The following is a 21,389-nucleotide window of genomic DNA, read 5'->3' on the forward strand; positions in this document are numbered from 1 at the left end:
ATGACTCACGATCGAAACGGCGCCGATGCAGGCGGGCAAGGCTTCGCCGGGCCTGATGCCAATGCTGTGCCCCTGCTGCCGGGCTATGGTCAGACAGCCGGGCCCAGGGCTCGGCATGTCGTGCTCGGCGGACGTCACACCCTGTGGCTGGTATCCGGCGCGGCACTGAACCTTTTTGCGGTCGGCACCGTCGAACGCGGCCCTTGGCAGTTCGTCGGTCGCTTCGAGCCCGGAATGATCATCATGGGATCTCCGCGAGAGGCCCGGCATGTTCTTGCCGCTAGACCGGAAGAAGGATGCGTACTTCGCCGGGTCTCGCTCGACGAGCTGTTCCGCTCGCCGCAGGACCGATCCGGTGACACGGTCGTGGACCTGCAACGGCGAGCGATCAGCGACGGCATCGACGCCGGTCTGACGGTGCTGCACTCGTCCATCGGCGGAACCCAGCCGAGCTCCGCACCAGTCGAGATTCCGCCCGGAGGACAGGTTCACCTCCCGGCGGGGCATCAGGCGCGGCCGCGCGCCGGAGTACTGTGGATCGGCGTCAACCGGGGACACATCACAACCGCCGGGCCTGACGGCGACCGCGAACACCAGGCTGGCGACACCCTCGCACTGACCGGCCAGGATTGGGTCGAGGCGGCGACGGACACCGATCTGGTGGCCTGGCCAACCGAGGAGTTGCTCAGCGCGGGCCAACTGTGGGGCTGTCTCGTACACCACCATGGCCAGTACCTGCACATGCTGAGCCAGCGGATCGATCGGCAATGGGCCATCGGCAACCAGAGCGCGGCCGAGGGCCGGGACGCCAGTGCCCGAGCCGTGGCCAAGGCCGATCAGGCGCTGCGCGCGGTCGCCCACCCCGTCGCCCGCTGGACACCTGACCGGCAGATACCGGAAGACGCGGCGGTCGAGGTGTGCCGGATCGTAGCCGCTGCGGCGGGAATCGACATGGGTGGCACGTCGTCGCTGGGCTCGGCGGGCAGCCGGACCGACCCGATCACCCGTATCACCACGGCCTCCCGGATCAGGACCAGACCCGTGCGTCTGACCGGCACGTGGTGGCGCGAGGACGTGGGTCCTTTGGCCGCGTACCTGGGGTCGGAACGGATGCCGGTCGCGCTGCTGTGGCGCCGGGGCGGCTACGACATCGTCGAACCCGGGACCGGTCGGCGACGGGTCACTGCGGAGGTGGCCGCGGACCTGCAGCCGAGCGCGGTGATGTTCTACCGGTCACTGCCGGAGGAACCCGTCAACGGGTTCCGACTCCTGCGGTTCGGTCTGCACGGTGCCAGACTCGACGTGCTGCGCCTGTTGGCCGCAGGCATCGCCGGATTCGCAGTGGCACTGGTGGTGCCGATCGCGACTGGCCAAGTCCTCGGCGAATTCGTGCCGAACGCCCGAAATGACCTCATCGTTCAAGCCGGGATCGCCGTGGTCATCGCGGGCGTGGTGTCGGCCGCCTTCTCGATGATGAATTCGATCGCCGTGCTGCGCTTGGAGGCACGTCTCGACGCTACGCTTCAGGCAGCCGTCTGGGACCGGCTCCTGCGGCTTCCCGCCGCCTTCTTCACCCGGTACTCAACTGGCGAGTTGGCCAGCGCCGCACTGGGTATCAACGCCATACGTTCCATACTGTCCAACGTCGGCGTCACGATCATCAGCGCCCTGCTGACCGCAGCGGTGAACCTCGCTCTCCTCCTGTGGTACAGCGCACCGTTGGGCTTGCTGGCGGCAACCCTGCTGCTGCTTCACGGGTCTGTCTTCATCGCGATCGCTGTGCGCCAGCTCCGCTGGCAACACCAGCTCATCGACCTGGAGTACAAACTCGCGGACCGCGTCTTCCAGACCCTGCGCAGCCTGCCGAAACTCCGCGTGGCCGCCGCTGAAGGCTTTGCGTACGCGCGATGGGCCGCGGACTTCACGAAAAGCCGTGAGCTGACCCGGCGAGTGGAGCGCACCCAGAACCTGGTGACCGCGATCAACGCGGGATACGTGCCCTTTTCCACGCTCCTGCTGTTCCTCGCACTCGCCGGACCCGCCGAGGGCATGCTGACGCTCGCTCAGTTCCTGACGTTCCTCACAGCATTTGCCGCCGTCCTTTCCTCCATGGTGCAGGTCACCAGCGCGATCTCATCCGCCAGCGCCGTGGTCCCCCTGTTCGATAAAATCCGTCCAGTTCTCGAGGAAACCCCCGAGGTCACCTCACGCAAAACGGTGCCGGAACGCCTGTCCGGTGAGCTGGAACTCGCAGACGTGTCGTTTCGTTACTCCGACGGATCACCCCTCATCCTCGAAAAGATCAACCTGCACGTCGGCTCCGGCGAGTTCGTCGCGATCGTCGGACCGACCGGCTGCGGGAAGTCCACCCTGTTGCGTCTGCTCATCGGCTTCAACCAGCCCACCACCGGAACGGTCCGCTACGACGGCCACAACCTCACCCAACTCGACCTGTCCGAGGTGCGCCAGCAGTGCGGCGTGGTCCTGCAACACGCCGCCCCCTTCGCCGGCACCATCCTGAGCAACATCTGCGGTACCGGCTCGTACACCGTCGATGAGGCATGGAAGGCTGCCGAACTCGCCGGCCTCGACCGCGACATCAAGGGCATGCCCATGGGCATGCACACGCTGGTCACCGACGGCGCGGCGGCACTGTCCGGCGGGCAACGCCAACGACTCATGATTGCCCGGGCATTGATCGCACGCCCCAAGATCCTTTTCTTCGACGAGGCGACCAGCGCACTCGACAACGAAACCCAGGCCATCGTCACCGAAAGCACCAGAACGCTGTCCGCGACCCGCATCGTGATCGCGCACCGACTATCCACGATCATGCACGCGGACCGGGTGATTGTGCTTGATGAAGGCCGGATAACCCAGGAAGGATCCCCCGAACAACTGCTCACCGACCAGGCGGGACTGTTCTACCAACTCGTCCACAGGCAAATTCAGGAGCCCCTCCCCTCGCCTCACTGTGCCAGCGGTTGATTTGCCTGCTTGTTGGCAGGGCAGGGAGCTGTCGATCAATAACTCCTTGATTTGATGGAGCAGTTGGGTTCATAGGATCCGGATGTGACGGAGGGGACTGTGGCAGCGCTGGCGGTCCGTGTTGTTGCCCGCGCCACCGGAGTTGCGGAGTCAACGGGCTCGCGCGGCGTGGGCGAACTGGACCGCGGACCGGTGCCGTCGGGGCGGGTGCCCGCTCCCAAGCGGCTGGCCGATATCGGTCTGAGGCTGGTCCCCGCCCTGCTGTTACTGACCCTTTCGGGTTGCGTTCGGGTGGTGACGGTGGGTGATCTCTGCGGTATGCCGGTGTCATGCGGTACGCGGATGGCGGGGGCCTGACTACTGAGCGGCGGGCTGCGCGTGAAGGGATCCGGCTGGAGGCCGGGCAGAGGTTCGCACGAGGTGACAGGACTTCGGACTTCGCCATGAACCTGCGGGTGAGCGAGCGTTCGGTGGAGCAATGGCGCCGGGCCTGGCGTGAAGGCGGCATGGAGGGTCTGAAGTCGAAGGGACCCGCGAAACTGCCGAAGCTGTCGGACGGACGCTTCGTCCTTGCTGGAGAAGGAGCTGCCAAGGGCGGGTCTGTACGGTCTTCGATGTAACTCCCGATCATGGAAGTAGCACCTGACGAGCGACGTGACCGTCTCTGCCGAGGCGGTTGACGAGGTCCGGGCGGTCGAGTTGTCGGCGGACATGCTGGACGAGCAGTTGATCGGGCAGTTGGTCGACAGGGCCCGCCCGAGCGGGCTGCAATTGACCGGCGACGGCGGCCTGCTGCAGCAGCTGACCAAGCGCGTGCTGGAGTCCGCCCTGGAGGGAGAGATCACCGACCACCTCGGCTACGAGAAGCATGATCCGGCCGGCGCCGGCAGTGGCAACAGCCGCAACGGGGTCCGGTCCAAGACCGTGCTGACCGATGTGGGACCGGTGGAGATCACGGTGCCGCGTGACCGCGACGGCAGCTTCGAACCGCAGAGCGTCAAGAAGCGGCGGCTGACCGGCGTGGACGAGATGACGCTGTCCCTGTCCGCTCGCGGTCTGACGCATGGTGACATCTCTGCGCACCTGGCTGAAGTCTACGGCGTGAGTGTGTCCAAGCAGACCATCTCAACCATCACCAACAAGGTCATGGACGGGATGACGGAGTGGCAGAACCGGCCGCTGGATTCGGTCTATCCGGTGATCTTCATCGACTGCGTGCACGTGAAGGTCCGCGAGGGCAGATGGCGAACCGGCCGATCCGCGTTGCCCTCGCGGTGACCGTGGACGGCACCCGGGACATCCTCGGTACCATGCCCGACGAGGTCATGGCGGCCCTGCCGCTGATAGCGCAAGACTGGCACGGCACCTGGAACTACATCCTGCGGCCCCAACCATCAACCCCGACACCCCTCCCGCGTCGCGACGACCGGGCCCCCGACTGGCTGCACTGCACCATCCCACCCTCACCGGCCTGGAGCACGCGGCGTTCACCGAGCTGCCGGCCATCGTCGAGCGGTGCCTCCTCGACCACCCGCCCATCAGCCTCCATCACAAGCGCGCCCGCCACCGCACCCTGCGGCGCGCACCCCTTGTCACTGTCCGACCGACTGTTGGTCACCGTCATTCGCCACCGCTGGAAGCCCCAGATCCGCGTCCCCACCTCCCCGCTCGGCTCACTGGCAGATGTCGTCGGCGATACCCTCCACGAGATCACCCCATCCTGGAGGCCCTCAACCGCCACGCCCGCCCAGCACCGGCCACCGCACCCACCGCGAAAGACCTCACCAGTACGAAACCCATAGAGTTCATGATTCTGCTGGAGTCACGCCTATTGTGCGGAGGGCATCAGGCAGTTCGTTCCTTCCTGATATTCCCAGCTTGCGATACGCCCTGGTTAGGTGTATTTCTACAACCCGTCGACTGACAAAAAGGGCGACCGCGATCTCGCGATTTGTCTGTTTCGCTGCCGCCTGGAGAGCGACTCGTTGCTCGGCAGGGGTCAAAACGGAAGCTTTCGATGAGTTCTTTCCCAGTCGTCCACCAACGATGCCGTAATCGGTCTTGGCACGGTCGACCAAGATAGGAGATCCGATGTCGAGACCGATCCGATGGGCCTGCTTCAGAAATTTTCGTGCTTCCACATCGCGGTGAGATGAATGGAGCGCGGACCCATATTCGATAAGACTCCAAGCGAATTCCAGAGACCAATCGGAATCAGCCAGCAAATCGGTTGCTTCCTTGCAGGTGGCGAGCCCAGCCCTTCTGGGAAGAATGGACCCGTAGATTCTGAGTGCACGGCCGAGCGGCCCTGGTGCCCCCCACTCGCGTGCCAGCCTTACTTCCTCTGCAGCATGTGTGAGTGCCTTTTTCTGGTGGCCAGTCCGGTGCATGGCGATCGCTACCGAAGATCGCCATGGAATGAGGGCGGGATTGGCAATTTTCCAATCGGTGAGCCGATCACCCAAGGTTAGCAGCTCTCGTATGCCTTCCTGTGTTCGACCGACACTGACAAGCAATTGCGCCCGAGCGAACAGCAAGGCGGGACTTGGAAAGTCCGGGTCCGGCGGAAGGTCGATGGTCCAACCGCCTGCCTCGAGAACATCCATTGCCTCCGCTAGGGACCCGAGTTCCACGAGGGCATGAATCAACCGAGCGCGCAGCATCATCACAGTGCCGGCGCGAGGATCGGCTTGGGAATCCTCCAACAGCTTCAGGCCGGTCCGGGCGTCGTCGACCGCTTCGTGAAGTCGGCCGCGGCGGAACCAGATGTCTGCTCGTTGACCATAGGCCGCCGACAACGCTGGCAGATGCTGCCAGGCCGTTGCCATGGTGATCAGTCTGTCGCAATGGGTAAAAGCCGTATCGAGGCGCCCTCCGTGGATGAGCGTCTGATTGCCCCGCAGGTGTGCCAAGAACTGGTCGACGTCTGCGAGTGGGCTTGTTACGACCCGATCTGCCAAGGCGACTGCGAAGGTTCTATTTCGGCAATGCGACGTAAAGGCGATACTCACGGAGCTATCAGCATCTGCGGTTGCTGCGTAAGTTGTCATAAACTGCTTCAGTGCCGCAGGGTCTGAGTCATCACCGATTTGAACTCTCCGGCCCAATGCCGCCGCAACGGCTTGCTCGCCCTGCTTCTGCAGCTCAAACAGCGCGGCTGTAGTGTGCATTGGCAGTATCGTCCCTGCGCTTAGCGATCGAAGGCTGCCGGCGCGACGCTCCAAGGTCACCTCGTCCCCGAGGATCCCGAGCAGGTCAGCAAGCTGTTGACCTGCCCGGGCGCGTACCTCGGCGCAAGAACTGGCCGCAACGACCTGAGACAGGTTTGCCATGGCCTCTTTGATGTCGATGCGTGCCTCTGCTTCGCCCAGCCGTCCCAGCACCTTGAAGCGGTCACTGTCGGTCGACGGTTCCTGGAGTGCCCGGCGCAGATAGGCGACAGCGGATCGGGGATCTCCATCGGTCAACACATGTTCTGCTGCTGCCATCAACGCCGCCAAGGCCCATGGCTCCGCAACAGGAGCGCTAGCCAGAAGGTGTTCTGCCACATCCTTCGGATTTCCCCCAGTGAGGGCGATGGTCCGGGCGGCCTGGCAGTGCAATTCCTGGAGAGCCGAGTAAGTGAGCTGTTGCCTGAGCAGCGATTCAATGAGGGGATGAACAATCGTGACGCTCTGCCTTTCGACGTCAAGCACACCCATTCGTTGCAGTGCGTTAACCGTGCCACTTATGACTGAAGGCGTTACGCCTGTCATCGCGGCGACTCGGTCGATCGTGGCGCTTGTGTCGAGGACGGTCACAACTTGGGCTACTGCATGCGCATGCTTGGTGACTCGTCGGAGCCTGGCTCGTAGTGCCGGAGCCAGACCGGCGAGTTCCAAGGTCGACACCCATGGAGCATTTTCCGCGTCCGGCACTATCTGACGCTCTGCGAGGTGTGCCGCGAGGGCGGTCATCAACCTAGGGTTACCGCAGGTACCAGTGATGCATGCTCGAATGAACTCTGGATCGCCAGGAATTCCGAGACTGTTTTCCAAAATGGTCGCCACCTCAGAAGGCCGCAGCGGATCTGGGTGGAACTCGTGTACTGCATTGGAAATCAATTCGTCAAGTTGCTCCGGGTCTACACAGACTTCCCCTGAACCCACAACTACCACAAGAATTACAGGCATTTGCCGTATGCGCCAAGAAAATTCAGTAAGCCACTTCAGGGATGGCGAATCCAGCCACTGGCAGTCGTCGACACCGATCACGAGCGGCATATCACGCGATAGAAAACAGATGATGTCATCGATCTGTCGAGAAACCACCGAAGTTGAAGTCGAGTCGCCTGGTTTCCAGTTTTCGATTGCTCTGATCGCTTCGGCAATATCAGTTGGTGCAGATTCATTTCCTGGTCGCGCGGCTGCCCGCGTCAAGGGCGCCGAACCAAGGAGTGCCCGTGCTGCCTCGAATCCATTCTCACGCTCAGGGAAATTACCAAATAGCTGAAGGAAGGTGAAGTCACGACTCCGCACATCGTCGCAAATGTCACGCAGGAGTGATGTTTTACCCGCCCCCATTGTTCCCGATATTGAGATGACGCTGCCGTATCCGGCCTGTGCGCACTCAATCAATTCGGCAATCGCCGAAGATTGAAGTTCGCGAAGTGGCGGCATTCGATTGGACTTCAACATATAGTTTCTCCGTGGAACTCGCAGAGCGAATGCTGACCTTCAAAGCGCGCCATGATGGGTTGCAGGTGGCCTTCCCTGGGGCGCGCCGTACTCATAAGGCGTACAAAGGCAAGACCGACTGCAGCGCCGGACCGCCGCTCGCGAGCCCGCCCGCGAAGTGGGGCAGCAGCGTCTCCTCGCCGGACCAGACCCGGTCCGCGTACGCCGTGTAGTCACTGGAATCGTGTTCTGTCATAGCGTCCGGCTCCCAGCATTCGCCCCTGGGCCGCCGTCCTGCCCCCTGCGGCAGCCTGCTGATCTGCGTAGAGTCTGTGTCGGATGCGGTCGGAGAGACATCCCTCATCTTCACAGCCAAAAGCGACGGGCCCTGTGATCTGTCACAGGCTGAAGGGAGAGCTGGTGCCGAGCGATCCCACGCCCGAACGCCACGCGGCGTATCCCGCGCTGTCTCCAGCCGCGCAGGCTCTGGCCGCGCGCTGCGAGAGCCACGTCAACGAGCTCGCCCGCCACATGGCCCGCGACGTGTTCGAACGGCTGCCGGGCTACTCCGACCTCCCCGCCGATGTGAAGGACGTGGAAGTCGCCGCGACAGTCCGCACCGGCCTACGCCTCTACCTGCGCCGCGCACGAGACCCCCAGAGGCGCGCCGGGGACTACAGCCTCTTCCGCGAACGCGCCGCACAACGTGCCGAGGAGGGCATGCCGCTGCCCACGCTGCTGCGCGCCCACGCCACGGCCGTCCACGTCCTGTGGCAGGCGCTCCGGGACGAGGCCACCGGCGAAGAAGCGGGCGCACTGATCGAGCTCGTCGACCTGCTCCTGCGCGGTCATGAAGCCGTCATCGGCGCCGTAACCGAGACCTACCTGGCAGAGCAGGCGACGCTGGCGGCGGAACGTCGCGAGCATCACCGCTCCCTGGTACGCGGCCTGCTGGACGGCTCCATGTCTCCCCAGCGTGCCTTCAAGCAGCTGGGCCTCGAAGGCCCCTGTCTCGTCGTCCACCTGCATCTGCCGAGGGAAGAGAGCACGGAGACCACGAGTGTCGCGGACCGCCGCCAGGTCCGCCGCGTCCAGGCCGTCGTCGACCGCAGCCTGGACACCGAGCCCGTGTCGTTGCTGGGCGTGGACGGAGGCCAGGTGATCGTTCCCCAACAGGCCGACGACAAGGACGGCATCCATACCTACCAGGAGCTGTGCACCTCACTGAGGCAGGTCTGCGGCAACGGCGTCAGACTCGCCGCGGTCGCCGCCGCCACCGCCCAAGACGTCCCGGCCGCGGCCCGCACCGCCGCCGAGATCGTCCGGATCGCCCGCGCCTGCGGCCATCCCCCGGGGGTCCACACCATGAACGACGTCCTCCTGGAATACCACCTCTCCCAGCCCGACGAGAGCAGCGACCGCATCGCCGCCCTGCTGGACCCCATCGAGGACCGCCCCGACCTCATCGACACCCTGCGCGTGCACCTCGGACACCGGCAGGACCGGCGCAGTACCGCCCGCCACCTCGGCCTGCACCCCAACACCGTGGACAACCGACTCACCAGAATCAGCGAGCTCACCGGCCTCGACATCGCCTCCTCACGCGGGACCGCCCTGGCTCTGGCCGCCTTGTTGTTGCGTGACAACGCGCCGGGGTGAACGCCGCGCGAGCGGCAGTCGGAGGTGCCGGACGTGGGCACCTGATGACGGGTCTGCTCGACGGAGTCGTATGACTGGTCCGAGATCTTCGCATCGAGCGCCAGAGCGCCTGTGCACCCAGAGGCGCGATCTGATGAACGCCGGAGCACGCCTCGATGAGGTGCTGCACAGTGTGAAGGTTCCGGCGGGCCTCCTGGAGAAGCCCTACCTCCACCCGGCGTACGACGAGCCGGAATTCGTCGTACGCAATCTCCGGCGGCTCTGGGGCGGCTGGTACGACCAGAACCCGGCGAGCCTCAAGCCTGCCCCGGAAGCGGCACTGCCCGCCGAGCTCGCCGACGTAGCGGGCGGCCCGCGGGTGCTGGCGGACCGGGCCGAGCAGCTGCTCGGCCGCGGGGAACCGCGCCTGGCGACGCACCTTGGCGAGACCGCCGCACTGGCCGCGCCGGCCGACCGGCAGGTGGCCCGGATCAGGGCCGAGATCTTCGCCCGCCGTGCCGGGCGCGAGACCTCGACGATGGCGCGCGGCATCTTCAACTGGGCGGCCGCCGAATCCGCCGCCGTCGCCGACGGCACGGATGTCGCCACCGAACTGACGCGCAGTGACGAGGGGCGGCGGCGGGCGTCGGGAGCGATCAGCGTGGGCGTCGTCGACGACGACGGCTGCGGTTGCGGCGTACCCGTGGACGACAGCACCCAGGAAGGGGCCTGACCGTGGAGGCAACGAATGCCCAGGTGCGCGAAAGCGGCCCGGTGACCGCGCTACCTGCCGGCCGACAGGCCTGGACGACTACCTGGCTGCTGCTGGCCTTCATGCTGGTGAACTTCGCCGACAAGGCCGTCCTGGGGCTGGCCGGCCCGGAGATCATGAAGGAGTTCGGTCTCGACCGGCAGGAGTTCGGCACCGCCCAGGCCGCGTTCTTCAGCCTGTTCTCGCTTTCCGCGCTGGGCGTGTCGTTCCTGACGCGTAGGGTGCGCACCTCGGTGCTGCTCCTGGCGATGGGCCTGCTGTGGTCGGTCGCTCAGCTGCCGATGCTCTGGGCCGCGGCGGGCTTCGGGACGCTGATCGCGACGAGAGTGCTCCTCGGCTTCGCCGAAGGGCCCGCGGCACCCGTGGCGGTTCATCACGTGCACGGCTGGTTCGTGCAGCGAGAGCGAACCCTGCCGACCGCCATCCTCATGGTGGGCGCGGCGGCGGGAGTCGCGGTGGCGGCACCGGCCCTGGGGGCGGTGATCTCCCACTTCGGTTGGCGCTGGGCCTTCGGAGTGGCGGGTATCGCCGGGATCCTGTGGGCGTCGGTGTGGACGGTGAAGGGCAAAGAGGGGCCGCTGGCCCCGCCCGTGGGCCGACGCGCACGCATCGCGGACGGCGGGCCCAGGTGCGTGGAGGTACCGCTGCGGTCCGTCTTCCTCTCCGGCACGTTCATCACCGCGGCCCTGGGCGCGTTCGGGGCCTACTGGGTAATGAGCGCCCAGCTCACATGGCTGCCGGACTATCTCCAGACGGTTGTCGGCTGGGACCTCAAGCAGGCCAGTGCCGCGGTCGGCGGGGGTGCCGTCGCCAACGGCGTGGTCTTCCTGGCGCACGGGATGCTGGCCCGCCGGGCCGCTCTGCGCGGCACCGGTGGAAAGCTGCCTGCCGGCGCCGGTCTGCTGCTGATGGCCTCGTCGGTCGCGGTGGCGTGGTTCGCGACCGTCGACGCGCTCTGGATCAAGGTTCCGATGATGTTCGGTCCGATGGCGCTCGGCATGGTCATGATCACTGTCGCGCAGACGGCCATCGCCCGGATCACGCCGCCCTCCCAGCGTGGCGTCGTCCTGGGCGCACTGGTGGCGGTCTTCGCCCTGGGCGGGATCGCGTCGCCCCTGATCCTTGGCCGGACCGTTGACAGCGCGGCGAGTATCGCGATCGGCTATCACAACGCATGGCTCGTCACGGCGACGCTGCTCCTGGTCACCGGCCTCCTGGCGGCGCTCTTCCTGCGCCCGGAAAGGGACGCCCGGCGACTCGGCGTCCCGGAAACCCCAGCGCCCCGAGGCGCTGCCAGCCAATGAAAGGGTGCCCTGCCCGACCGGGCTGGCCGTTCTCTGGCTCTGGCTCTGGCTCTGGCTCTGGCGCAGATTTTGGAGGGATGCCCATGCAGTTTGAGTTGTGCGATACAACCTTGACAGTTGCTTCGCACAACTCCATGATGGCGTCATGACAGCACAGGACCAACCCCTCGACGTGATCCACGAGGCGATCATCCTGTTCTCCCGCAATTCCCGGGTGCGGGCGAACAACATGTACGACGAGCTGCCCTTCGTCGCGTACACGATGCTGTCGTATGTGGGTACCTTCCCTCTGCCCACCGCCTCCGACCTGGCGGAGCGGTACGGGCTGGAGAAGTCCACCGTCAGTCGTCAGCTGTCCCAGTTGGAGGAGGACGGCCTGCTGCGCCGGGTGACGCATCCGTCGCGTCCCAGGACCAAGTTGCTGGAACTGACCGACACCGGCCACGCCCGCCTGGCGCGCGTCAGACAGCACCAGCGCGAGGGACTGAAGGAACGGCTCGGCCACTGGCCGGACGAGGACGTCGAGACGTTCAGCCGCCTGTTCCACCGGTTCGTCACGGAACTCGACTGACAGTCGCCTGGCCCCTTCCCTTCCCCTTCCCTTCCCTTCCCTGGACACCGGTCTCGCGGCGACGGACCGGTCCAGTCGCTCGTACTCCACAGCCCGATGCACGCAGAGGGCTCGGTCTCGCATGCCCGCCCGGCAGCAAGGAGTGATCCCATGACCGTCTCGTCCGACTCGTCCGTCTCCGCGATCGTGGAAGAGGAACGGCGCATCGACGCCGCGCTGGATCTGGAGAATCACAACAGGGACAGCGTGTACAACGTTCCGGGCTACCGGCCGGTGCGCAGGGAACTGGCCCACGCTCCGGTCCGGGTGAGCGGTGAGCTGCCCGCCGACCTGGAGGGCGCGTACCTGCGCAACGGCACCAACTCCCAGTTCGACAACGGCCATATCCGGCTCCATGCCTTCTCGGGCGCCGGGATGGTCCACCAGATCCAGATCTCGTCGGGGAGTGCCACGTACTCCAACTCCTACGTCCGCACCCCTCGGTTCGAGGCCGAGCGGGCCGCCGGCCGGGAGGTGTACCCGGAGTTCTCCGACCTGGTCTCGGGCAGGCCGGGTGCGGACCGGCTCGCCCTGGTGGAGGAGAAGATCCGCCACGGTCTGATCCCCGCCCTCGGCCCCTTCGAGCGGACCCCGGGCTCGACCTCGATCCGGTACCACCACGGGCGCCTGTACTGCCTTCAGGAGACGGGTTACGCGTTCGTCCTCGACACACGCGTCGAGGACGGCCGGCTGATCGTGGACGGCCGCGGCCGGCTGGAGACGTGGGCGGGGGAGTGGGAAGGCCCCTTCTCCGCGCACCCGCGCATCAACCCGGACAACGGCGACGTGTACAACCTCAGTGTCGAGCCGTCCGGACAGATCATCGCCGGGCTGCTCCACAAGGGAGAACTCGCAGCGCAGCAGGTCGTGCACCGGCAGACGCCGGACACGGGCGAGATGGGCTGGCTGCACGACTTCTTCCTGACCGAGAACCATCTCGTGTTCCCCGACATCTCCGTCCGCCGGGATCCCGGCGGTCTGCTCGGCCCGGAAGGCAGCGTCTTCCGCCATGATGCCGACCACCGGTTGCGGTGGGGTGTTCTCCCTCGCGACTTCGGACCGGACACCGAGGTGCGCTGGTTCACCACCGGCCAGGCCGGCACCGTCTGGCACGTCATCAACGCCTGGGAGCGCCAAGGCCCGCGCGGCTCGCGGGAGATCGTGCTCTACTCCCCCGTCTTCCCGTCCTATCCGTCGAGCGTTGCGATCCACACCCCCGAGGAACCGCCCGCCCAGGTCAGGACCTGGGTGCTGGACCTGGACACCGGGGAGGTCACCGACGACCGGCTGCTGATCGACCACGGCTACGAGCGGCCCAGCCTCAACCTGAACCACGTCGGGCGGACCAGCCGCTACTGCTACCTGCTCGACGAACACGGTGACGGCTACATGGGCAAGGGGGTCCTGAAGTACGACCTCGTCGAGGAGAAGGAACTCGGCTACCTCGACTACGGCGACATGTACGGCGGCGAGGCCCTGTTCGTTCCCAGGCCCACGGCGAGCAGCGAGGACAACGGCTACCTACTCGACCTGCTCATGGACGACCACCGCGCCGAACTCGTCGTCATCGACGCCCAGACCATGACCGAACTGGCACGGCTGCATCTGCCGCAGCGGGTGCCGTTCGGTGTCCACGCCACCTGGCTGGACAGTCCGGAGATCGCCACCCTCGCCCCGTAGCCGGCGAGCACAAGCCATCGCCGACGACCTCCCCCGCAGGACGAGATGAACGGAGACCCGCATGCGACTCGGCACGCACACCCACCGGTGCAGCCCGTGCCGAGGTCCGGGAGGGCCGGCGCGGACGTCGGACCGGCGGTGAGCACCGTGCGGCTGTACGCCGAGGACCTTCGCCCCGGTGTCGTGTTCGACCTGGGCGGCGCCAAGGTCTCCCGGGAGGAGATCCTCGACTTCGGCCGGCGCTTCGACCCGCTGCCGCTGCACACGGACGAGGACGCGGCTGCCGCGAGCCGTTTCGGGGGCCTCATCGCCAGCGGTTTCCACACCCTGGCAGTCCTGCAACGCCTCCTGGTGGACGCGGTCCTCTCCCGCGCCGCCGTCATCGCCGGCCGGGAGATCACATCCCTGCGCATGCTGGCGCCGGTCCGGCCCGGGGACGTGCTGCACGGCACGATGGAGATCCTGGAGGTACGCCCCCGCGACGACGGCACCGCCGCCGTCCGCAGCCGGGGCGCCCTCACCAACGACTCCGGCACCGTCGTCCTGGAACTCCAGGGAGAAACGCTCTGGGAACACCGCCCACCAGGCGGGAGAGAAGGCGGCACGGCCTGACACCCAGGAACCCCCGCCGGCCGCTCGCGACCGTACCGAGTGCCGCCAAAGGCCCCGGACACCCGAGAAGACACTGAACGGAGACGGACATGCATGCCGGCGTGCACATCAACCGGTTCGACCACCCCGAGGGCGGCCCTGCCCTGGCGGCAGAGCTGGCCGCCGCGGGAGCAGCGGCTGAGGCCGCCGGCGTCAACCGGCTGTCGGTGATGGACCACTACTTCCAGATGGAGTTCAACGGCGGCGCCGAGGCACCCATGCTGGAGGCCTACACGGCCCTCGCCTATCTGGCCGCCCACACCTCCACCGTGCGACTGGGCGCCCTGGTCACCGGAGTGACGTACCGCCACCCCGGACTGCTCGCCAAGATCGCCACCACGCTCGACGTCCTCTCCGGCGGCCGGGCCACTCTGGGCATCGGAGCGGCCTGGTACGACCGCGAGCACCACGGCCTGGGCGTCCCCTACCCGCCACTCGCGGAGCGGTTCGAACGGCTGGAGGAGACCCTGAGGATCTGCCTGCAGATGTGGGACCCGGACGACAACGGGCCCTTCGAAGGCCGCCACTACCAGCTCGCCGAAACCCTGTGCGTCCCGCCGCCGGTCAGCAGCCCGCACCCGGAGATCATGATCGGCGGCGGTGGGGAGAAGAAGACACTGCGGCTCGTCGCCCGGTACGGCGACGCCTGCAACCTGTTCGCCACCTCGCCCGAGGACGTCGCGCACAAGCTGGACGTGTTGCGCCGGCACTGCGACAAGGCGGACCGCGACCACGACACCGTCCGCCGGACGATCACGTACTCGGGAGAGGCCGCCACGGCGGAGGATCTGGACACCTTCACCCGCGACATCGAGCCGTACGCCGAGCTTGGCATCGACACGGTCATCATCTCGCCGCATCTGGGCGCCACGTCGCGATGGATGGAGACCTTCGCCTCCCAGGCCGTAAGGCGACTGACCGAACTAGGCTGAAGCGGCCCGAGAATCGGCCGTCCTATCCCTCTCGGACGGCCGGTCCAGGGCCGGGAGCGCGCCCCGGCAGAGCCTCTTGCCGCGCCAGTCCGAGCGCGTCGGTCAGATCGACCGGGACACCACACCTGTCAGCGTACTGGCCACTGTCGAGCGAGTCACCGGCGGACAAGCCGCCAAGGATGCCGCCGAGGTCGAGGGACGGGCCGACGCACTCCTACGGCAGGTCCGCATTCACATTGAATCTGCAGAATCCGCGACTTGATGAGCACTGGCACCTGCGGAAACGGTTGACTACGCCGACCGGGCCGACCGTGCAGAAGCCGCCGTGAACCATCGTCCTGCCCCGTCCGTGACAACGACGCGAACAGCGGGCGGCGCGAAGCCGGCCGGATCCGGTGAGGACACGCGCACGTGAGCCTACCCCTGAAGACCTGAGCGCCAAGGTGACGCACTGCCCGTCACCCCACGCCTCGCCCTCGACATCTCCAAAGCGATCGTGGGGGACTTCACGGACCGGTCGGGTCTTGCCATCGGATATCGAGCCGGTCGCGCAGGATGTCGTGGTCGTCGCCTGTACGGAGGCTGGACGCTGGAGTGGGCTGGGCGTCAGTGGCGAATGCCGGCGGCCACCAGGTCCGCGACGACGGCCTGGGGGTCGGGGCCGGTGACCAGGGCCTCGCCCACGAGGACCGCGTCCGCGCCGTGGTCGGCGTAGGCGATGAGGTCCCGCGGGCCGCGTACCGCGGAGGCCGCGACCTTCACGATGTGATCCGGGATCGCGGGGACGACTCGGGTGAAGGTGTCCCGATCGACGTGAAGGGTCTTCAGGTCGCGGGCGTTGACTCCGATGACGCGGGCACCGGCGTCGACGGCGCGGGCTGCCTCCTGCTGGTCGTGTACCTCGACGAGCGGGGTCAGGCCGATGGCGTGCGCCTGCTCGATCAGCGCGACCAGGGTTGGTTGGTCCAGGGAGGCCACGATCAGCAGGGCCAGGTCGGCGCCGTGGGCGCGAGCCTCCCACAGCTGGTAGGCGGTGACGATGAAGTCCTTGCGCAGCAGTGGTGTGTCTACGGCGGCGCGGACGGCCGCAAGGTCGGACAGGGAGCCTTTGAAGCGGCGCTGTTCGGTCAGGACCGAGATCGCTGCTGCGCCGCCGGCCGCGTACTGGGTGGCCAGAGCGGCCGGGTCGGCGATCGCGGCGAGCGCGCCCTTGGCCGGGCTGGACCGCTTGACCTCGCAGATCACGCGGACGCCGTCGCCGCGCAGGGCGGCCACGCCGTCCTTGGCCTGAGGCGCGTGGGCGGCGAGTTCCTTGAGCTCGTCGAGGGGCACCTTGCCCATGCGCTCTTGAAGATCCTCGCGGACCCCGGCGACGATCTCGGCGAGTACGTTCAAGGTTCAGCCTCTCCTGTGCATGCCGCCGACGAGGCGGCGGGAAAGTCGATCGTGCGGTACGAGGCGCATGCTACCGGCGGCCGCAATTGCGCCCGCCGTGTGTCTCGCGTACGCGAGCCCTTCGTCAGCCGACTCACTGAGGATCCGCCATGTCCGTCTGAGAAGCCGGGGCAATCCGGCACGGCGGGGGCGGGACATCATCTCCTTGTCGGTGATGAAGGGGGCTGGCCGATGCGAGTGGTGTCGGCGGCTTGCTGGAGGAAGAGGCGGCGGCGTTGGCGCGCGAGAGGCGGATGCCGCCCTTGTTGCCGGCGGCGCGGACGTTGATGGGGGCCGAGCGGGGGCCGTTGAGGCCACCCACGGCATCGCACCGAACGTCTGGTGGCGGCACCTCTACCTCATGCTCGATTCCGTGCCGAGCGGGCCCACCCGCTGCCGGAACCGCCCATGACCCCCAGCCAGGTCTACGCCGCCATGCTCCGCCTCGGCGGCACCGGCGCCTGCACAGCGACCTGACCGCAGCGGCGGACGGCTCTCCGCGATCACGTGGCCCTCGTTGGTGTTCCCGGCAGGATGGAGGCCCCAGACGCGGTGGCCGCCGCACCGGCCCCGTTCGGGGCGGCTGCGCCGACGGCTACGCTCGGCGCCGAGGAAGGCACGCGTCGAGGCTGAGGATCCGTCATGACCACTCACACCGCCCAGGCCGGCGCCGCGACGGTCTCGCAGCGGTTGGCCCGTTGGGTCACCGACCTGCGGTTCGAGGACTTGCCCGAGGATGTAGTTGATCGGACGCAGATGCTGATACTCGACCAGTTGGGGCTGCAGATACGCGGTGCGACCCTGCCCAATGTGCAGCCGGTGCGGCGCTTGTCCGAGCTGGCGCCCGGACCTGATCAGTCCACCGTCACCGGTGCGGAGCGGCGCACCTCGCCCGCCCAAGCGGCGTGGGTGAACGGAACGCTCGGCTCGGCGTGTGAGTTCGACGACGCCCACGAGCTGGCCTGGCACACTTCCTCGGCTGTGGTTCCCGCCGCGCTTGCCCTGACTGAGCGCGATGGCGCGTCGGGCCGGGACCTGCTGGTCGCGGTCGTCGCCGGGGTGCAGGTGATGTGTCTGCTGGGGGCGGTGGCCAGCCAGGGCATGCTCCGCACCGGGTGGCACGGTTCCAAGGTCATGGGTGTATTCGGCGCCGCCGCCGCGGCAGGAAAGGTGCTGGACCTGGACGCGGAGCAGTTGGCCCACGCTTTCGGCATCGCGGCCAGTGACGCGGGCGGGACCATGGAATACGACCGCTCGGGCGGTGAGGTCAAGCGCCTGCACGCCGGAGTGGCGTCCCGCTCGGGCACCGAGGCGGCGCTGCTGGCCCAGGCGGGCCTGACCGGTCCGGCCGCGATCCTCGAAGGTGATCGTGGGATCTTCGCCATGTTCGCCGGCACCGCCGACACCACCCCGCTGGAGCGCGGCTGGGACCGCTGGCACATCCTGGACACCGTCTTCCGCTTCTATCCGACGGTGGGCACCATCCACGCCCCCCTTGACCTGGTCAAACAGTTGCGCGCCGAGCACGGCATCGAGGACTGGCGCACCGTCACCACGATCCGGGTCGGCCTGGCGGATGTCGTCGTCGGACACGGCGCCCACATCACCCGCCCCACCGACGCGATCTCCGCACAGTTCTCACTGGCCTTCAGCACCGCCCTGCAGCTCGTCACCGGCCGCAACGCCCCCCAGGACTACATGGATCCCCGGCGATGGAACGATCCGGAGATTCTGGCGGCGGCGGACCTGGTGCAGCCGTACGCCATCGCCATTCCCGCGGGGGACTCGTTTCTCAGTTCCCGGGTCGAGATCACGCTGCACGACGGGCGTTCGTTCGAGCGCTACCAGGCGGGCTTCACCGGCCACCCGGCCCGCCCGGCGACCAGGGCGGACGTCACCGCCAAGTTCCGCGACAACACCGGCGGCGTCATAAGCGATGCCAGGGCCCAGGCCGTGATCGACGCCGTGTGCGGGCTGGCCGGCACCGGCCAAGTCCGCAGCCTCGCCGCGCTGCTGGCCATGTAACGCGCAAGTGCCACCGCAGACCCCCCGAGGCAGAACGCACGCCGCGGGGAGGCCTTGGTGGTGGGCGATCGATGGCGTCGTGCCTGCTACGGCGACACCGTGATGGCCCGGCCCGGGCAGACGAAGGCGGCCTGTTGGACGTCTGGTACCAGTTCGTCGGACGGTTGGGCGTCCAGCAGTACGACGATGCCGTCCTCCTCGCGCTGGTCGAAGACCTCCTCAACGGCCAGCACGCACTGCCCGGACCCCACGCACTTGTCCTGGTCGACCGCTATCCGCATGTGTCTTCCTCGCTCCTTTGTCGCCGTCTCACTGCTGCCGGAACCGGCCGTCACGACGGAGTCACCACTCAACCGGCAACTCGTAGACGCCGTAGATCAGCCCGTCCCGCTTGAACTGCACCTCGTCCAGGCCGATGGCCAGGCGCAGGGTGGGTATCCGGCGGTAGAGGGTGCCGTAGACGACCTGCAGTTCCAGGCGGGCCAGCGGCTGGCCCAGACACTGGTGCGGGCCGAAGCCGAACGCCTGGTGCCGTCGGGCGTCACGGTGGATGTCCAGCCGGTCGGGTTCGGGGAAGAACTCGGGGTCCCGGTTGCCGATGTCATTGGCCAACACGATGCCCTCGCCCGCGCCGATCGTCTGGCCCGCGATGTCGATGTCCTCAAGGGCGATGCGCCGCCGCCCGGAGTGGACGATGTGCAGGTACCGCAGCAGTTCCTCGACCGCCCCGGCCACCAGCTTCGGATCCTCGGTGGCCCGCAACTCGGCGAGCTGGTAGGGGTGTTCGAGCAGCGCCAGCGTGCCGAGCGTGATCATGTTGGCTGTGGTCTCGTGCCCGGCGATCAGCAGCAGGAAGCCCATGGAGGCAAGTTCCTGGCGGGTGATGGCGCCGGTGGCGACCTGCTCGGACGCCAGCCTGGACAGCATGTCGTCGCCAGGATGGAGTAGCTTGTCGCCGACCAGCTGCTCCAGGTATTCGACCATCCGGCGCTGGGCTTCAAGCATCTTCTCGGGTGCCAGGCCCCGCTCGGTCAGGGCGGCCGTGTTGCTTTGGAAGAAATCGTGGTCGGCGTACGGGACGCCGAGCAGTTCGCTGATGGCGATCGACGGCAGCGCCAGAGCCAGGGTCTGGACCAGATCCGTCGGACACGGACCAGCCAGCATGTCGTCGATCAGGCGGTCGGTGATCTTCTGGATCGTCGGGCGCATGGCCTCCATCCGCCGAGCGGTGAAGGAGCCAGTCACCATGCGACGTATCCGGGAGTGCTCCTCGCCGTCCATGGTGAGGAAGGTCCTGGTCTTGTCCCGGGTGTCGCGAATGCTCTCGGATATGTGCGGGAACCCCGCGCGGCGGCTGTCCGCGCTGACCCGCGGGTCCGCCAGCAGGTCCCGCAGATCGTTGAACCGGGTTACCAGCCACGGGGTACTGCCGTCCCACAGCCGTACCCGGCTCAGCGGCGCCTGGTCCTGCAGCCGCCGCAGCTCAGGCGGAGGGTCGAACGGGCAGCCGTCCGCCCTGGGCATCGGAAACGACGGTACCTCGGCGGCTCCCCCGCCCGATATCTCCGCCACTGTGTTCGCCATGTCCATCCTCCCGATCTCGTACCGCCCGATCCACCCGACGATCGCGCCGCGCGGGCAGCCGACCCGGACGCGCGGGCATCCTCCAACACAGAGCCGCCGACAAGTAGTTGCCTCAGCCACCCAGTTGATCCTGCGGACCTTAGCCCTTCCGGATCCCCCCTGCCCACGCCCGACCGGAGCAGCCGATGACCGGGCCGTCACCTATCGGCAAATTCCAGGTTGAACCGGGCGCCGTGCGGCAATCGCGCGCGACAGTGCCCGGCGTGGTCAGCTCAAGGACGCACGGAACCCCGATCACTTCGTGAAGGCTTCCGCGCGGTCGAATCCGTGCAGCAGCCGCTCGTGCCGCTCAGTGACGGCATCCCTGAACTCGGGGTGGGTCAGGATGTACGGTTCGTCGGCGACGACCGCCTCCAGCACGCGCAGGCCCACCTCAAAGGGATCCATTCCGGCAGGATTCGCCGACTGCCCGCTCACATCCGACGGCGGGGTGTCGGAGTCCGGCAACCCCCGCACGGGGCGCGAGGTGCGCCACAGCCGCGACCGGACACCGCCGGGGCACAGAACGCTGACACCGATCTGCTCCTCGGCGAGCTCGGCACGCAGCACCTCGGAGAGCCCCACGACGGCAAACTTGGTTGCGCAGTACGGCGCCAGCGCCGCCATACCGACCAGCCCTCCCATCGAGGAGGTGGTGACGATATGGCCGCCGCCCGCCGCCCGCATGGCGTCAAGGAAGGTATGCACCCCGTTGTAGACGCCGGTCAGATTGATGCCGATCATGCGATCCCACACCGCGGGGCCTATTTCCTCGAAGCGCATGCCGAAGGTGCTCGCACCGGCGTTGTTCACCAGCAGCTGCACCGGGCCCATCTCCTCGGACACCCGGCCGGCCGCACGGGCCCACCCCTCTCGGTCCGTGACATCGAGCGGAACCGCAAGAACGTCGGCGCCGGCATCCGTCAACTGCGCTGCAGAATCCGCCAGCTCGCCTTCGTCGATGTCCGAGAGCACGATCCGCATGCCCGCCTGCGCACACGCGCGGGCGATTCCCAGCCCGATCCCACCGGCCGATCCCGTGATGAAAGCGATCTTTCCCGACAGCTCATCCATGCG

Annotated in this window: 15 protein-coding genes and 3 pseudogenes; 12 read left to right on the forward strand and 6 right to left on the reverse strand. The window is 67.2% G+C overall.

All coding sequences use genetic code 11. From position 1 onward, the window contains the following. The 4 genes and pseudogenes from OHT57_RS06460 to OHT57_RS06475 form a co-directional block, all read left to right on the forward strand. On the forward strand, positions 1 to 2,988 hold the full coding sequence (locus OHT57_RS06460) for an NHLP bacteriocin export ABC transporter permease/ATPase subunit (protein WP_328745075.1): 2,988 nt from the start codon (positions 1 to 3) through the stop codon (positions 2,986 to 2,988). Positions 2,989 to 3,317: 329 nt separating this feature from the next. Then, positions 3,318 to 3,554, forward strand: a pseudogene (locus tag OHT57_RS06465) (helix-turn-helix domain-containing protein); the annotation flags it as partial. A gap of 76 nt (positions 3,555 to 3,630) precedes the next feature. Next, positions 3,631 to 4,295, forward strand: a pseudogene (locus tag OHT57_RS06470) (IS256 family transposase); the annotation flags it as partial. Continuing rightward, a pseudogene (locus OHT57_RS06475) lies at positions 4,296 to 4,777 on the forward strand (ISAzo13 family transposase); the annotation flags it as partial. Between the two features lie 16 nt (positions 4,778 to 4,793). On the opposite strand, the gene OHT57_RS06480 reads toward OHT57_RS06475, so the two are convergent. Both OHT57_RS06480 and OHT57_RS06485 read right to left on the reverse strand, forming a co-directional pair. After that, entirely contained in the window at positions 4,794 to 7,664 is a 2,871-nt protein-coding gene (locus OHT57_RS06480; protein ID WP_328745077.1) for a helix-turn-helix transcriptional regulator, read from the reverse strand. A gap of 91 nt (positions 7,665 to 7,755) precedes the next feature. Next, on the reverse strand, positions 7,756 to 7,899 hold the full coding sequence (locus OHT57_RS06485) for a hypothetical protein (protein ID WP_328745078.1): 144 nt from the start codon (positions 7,897 to 7,899) through the stop codon (positions 7,756 to 7,758). Between the two features lie 164 nt (positions 7,900 to 8,063). Between OHT57_RS06485 and OHT57_RS06490 the strand changes: the two genes are divergently transcribed. The 7 genes from OHT57_RS06490 (at position 8,064) to OHT57_RS06520 (ending at position 15,230) form a co-directional block, all read left to right on the forward strand. Beyond that, positions 8,064 to 9,302, forward strand: coding sequence for a PucR family transcriptional regulator (locus OHT57_RS06490; protein ID WP_328745079.1), 1,239 nt, complete (start codon positions 8,064 to 8,066; stop codon positions 9,300 to 9,302). A gap of 133 nt (positions 9,303 to 9,435) precedes the next feature. After that, positions 9,436 to 10,014, forward strand: coding sequence for an alkyl sulfatase dimerization domain-containing protein (locus tag OHT57_RS06495; protein WP_328745080.1), 579 nt, complete (start codon positions 9,436 to 9,438; stop codon positions 10,012 to 10,014). Between the two features lie 2 nt (positions 10,015 to 10,016). Beyond that, positions 10,017 to 11,357: an MFS transporter gene (locus tag OHT57_RS06500; RefSeq protein ID WP_328745081.1), complete on the forward strand. Its 1,341-nt coding sequence runs from the start codon at positions 10,017 to 10,019 to the stop codon at positions 11,355 to 11,357. Positions 11,358 to 11,502: 145 nt separating this feature from the next. Continuing rightward, positions 11,503 to 11,928, forward strand: a complete 426-nt coding sequence (locus OHT57_RS06505) for a MarR family winged helix-turn-helix transcriptional regulator (RefSeq protein ID WP_328745082.1) — start codon at positions 11,503 to 11,505, stop codon at positions 11,926 to 11,928. 150 nt (positions 11,929 to 12,078) lie between these two features. Continuing rightward, positions 12,079 to 13,647: a carotenoid oxygenase family protein gene (locus tag OHT57_RS06510; RefSeq protein ID WP_328745083.1), complete on the forward strand. Its 1,569-nt coding sequence runs from the start codon at positions 12,079 to 12,081 to the stop codon at positions 13,645 to 13,647. 138 nt (positions 13,648 to 13,785) lie between these two features. Next, positions 13,786 to 14,259, forward strand: coding sequence for a MaoC/PaaZ C-terminal domain-containing protein (locus OHT57_RS06515; protein WP_328745084.1), 474 nt, complete (start codon positions 13,786 to 13,788; stop codon positions 14,257 to 14,259). 89 nt (positions 14,260 to 14,348) lie between these two features. Further along, on the forward strand, positions 14,349 to 15,230 hold the full coding sequence (locus tag OHT57_RS06520; RefSeq protein ID WP_328745085.1) for an LLM class F420-dependent oxidoreductase: 882 nt from the start codon (positions 14,349 to 14,351) through the stop codon (positions 15,228 to 15,230). A 606-nt stretch (positions 15,231 to 15,836) separates the two neighbouring features. On the opposite strand, the gene trpC is transcribed toward OHT57_RS06520, so the two are convergent. Further along, positions 15,837 to 16,625, reverse strand: a complete 789-nt coding sequence (gene trpC / locus OHT57_RS06525) for an indole-3-glycerol phosphate synthase TrpC (protein WP_328745086.1) — start codon at positions 16,623 to 16,625, stop codon at positions 15,837 to 15,839. A 681-nt stretch (positions 16,626 to 17,306) separates the two neighbouring features. On the opposite strand from trpC, the gene OHT57_RS06530 reads away from it, so the two are divergent. Then, a complete protein-coding gene (locus OHT57_RS06530; protein ID WP_328745087.1) occupies positions 17,307 to 18,689 on the forward strand; it encodes an MmgE/PrpD family protein in 1,383 nt (460 codons plus the stop codon). An 86-nt stretch (positions 18,690 to 18,775) separates the two neighbouring features. Here OHT57_RS06530 and OHT57_RS06535 read toward each other — a convergent pair whose 3' ends face one another. From OHT57_RS06535 to OHT57_RS06545, 3 genes are all read right to left on the reverse strand, one after another. After that, positions 18,776 to 18,970, reverse strand: a complete 195-nt coding sequence (locus tag OHT57_RS06535) for a ferredoxin (RefSeq protein ID WP_266520891.1) — start codon at positions 18,968 to 18,970, stop codon at positions 18,776 to 18,778. A 61-nt stretch (positions 18,971 to 19,031) separates the two neighbouring features. After that, complete coding sequence (locus OHT57_RS06540) at positions 19,032 to 20,273, reverse strand: cytochrome P450 (protein ID WP_266520893.1); 1,242 nt, start codon at positions 20,271 to 20,273, stop codon at positions 19,032 to 19,034. Between the two features lie 294 nt (positions 20,274 to 20,567). After that, positions 20,568 to 21,386 carry an SDR family NAD(P)-dependent oxidoreductase gene (locus OHT57_RS06545; RefSeq protein ID WP_328745088.1) on the reverse strand — a complete coding sequence of 273 codons (819 nt, stop codon included), beginning with the start codon at positions 21,384 to 21,386 and terminating at the stop codon, positions 20,568 to 20,570. Between the last annotated feature and the right edge of the window lie 3 nt (positions 21,387 to 21,389).

It is taken from the genome of Streptomyces sp. NBC_00285 (genome assembly GCF_036174265.1).
In the GTDB taxonomy this organism is placed as follows: Bacteria; Actinomycetota; Actinomycetes; order Streptomycetales; family Streptomycetaceae; genus Streptomyces.

What these genes read in the sequence shown, in the direction of transcription:
- OHT57_RS06460 (WP_328745075.1), top strand. Translation starts at nt 1, where the DNA reads ATGACTCACGATCGAAACGGCGCCGATGCAGGCGGGCAAGGCTTCGCC.
- OHT57_RS06480 (WP_328745077.1), bottom strand. Translation starts at nt 7,664, where the DNA reads ATGTTGAAGTCCAATCGAATGCCGCCACTTCGCGAACTTCAATCTTCG.
- OHT57_RS06485 (WP_328745078.1), bottom strand. Translation starts at nt 7,899, where the DNA reads ATGACAGAACACGATTCCAGTGACTACACGGCGTACGCGGACCGGGTC.
- OHT57_RS06495 (WP_328745080.1), top strand. Translation starts at nt 9,436, where the DNA reads ATGAACGCCGGAGCACGCCTCGATGAGGTGCTGCACAGTGTGAAGGTT.
- OHT57_RS06505 (WP_328745082.1), top strand. Translation starts at nt 11,503, where the DNA reads ATGACAGCACAGGACCAACCCCTCGACGTGATCCACGAGGCGATCATC.
- OHT57_RS06510 (WP_328745083.1), top strand. Translation starts at nt 12,079, where the DNA reads ATGACCGTCTCGTCCGACTCGTCCGTCTCCGCGATCGTGGAAGAGGAA.
- OHT57_RS06520 (WP_328745085.1), top strand. Translation starts at nt 14,349, where the DNA reads ATGCATGCCGGCGTGCACATCAACCGGTTCGACCACCCCGAGGGCGGC.
- OHT57_RS06530 (WP_328745087.1), top strand. Translation starts at nt 17,307, where the DNA reads ATGACCACTCACACCGCCCAGGCCGGCGCCGCGACGGTCTCGCAGCGG.
- OHT57_RS06535 (WP_266520891.1), bottom strand. Translation starts at nt 18,970, where the DNA reads ATGCGGATAGCGGTCGACCAGGACAAGTGCGTGGGGTCCGGGCAGTGC.
- OHT57_RS06540 (WP_266520893.1), bottom strand. Translation starts at nt 20,273, where the DNA reads ATGGCGAACACAGTGGCGGAGATATCGGGCGGGGGAGCCGCCGAGGTA.
- OHT57_RS06545 (WP_328745088.1), bottom strand. Translation starts at nt 21,386, where the DNA reads ATGGATGAGCTGTCGGGAAAGATCGCTTTCATCACGGGATCGGCCGGT.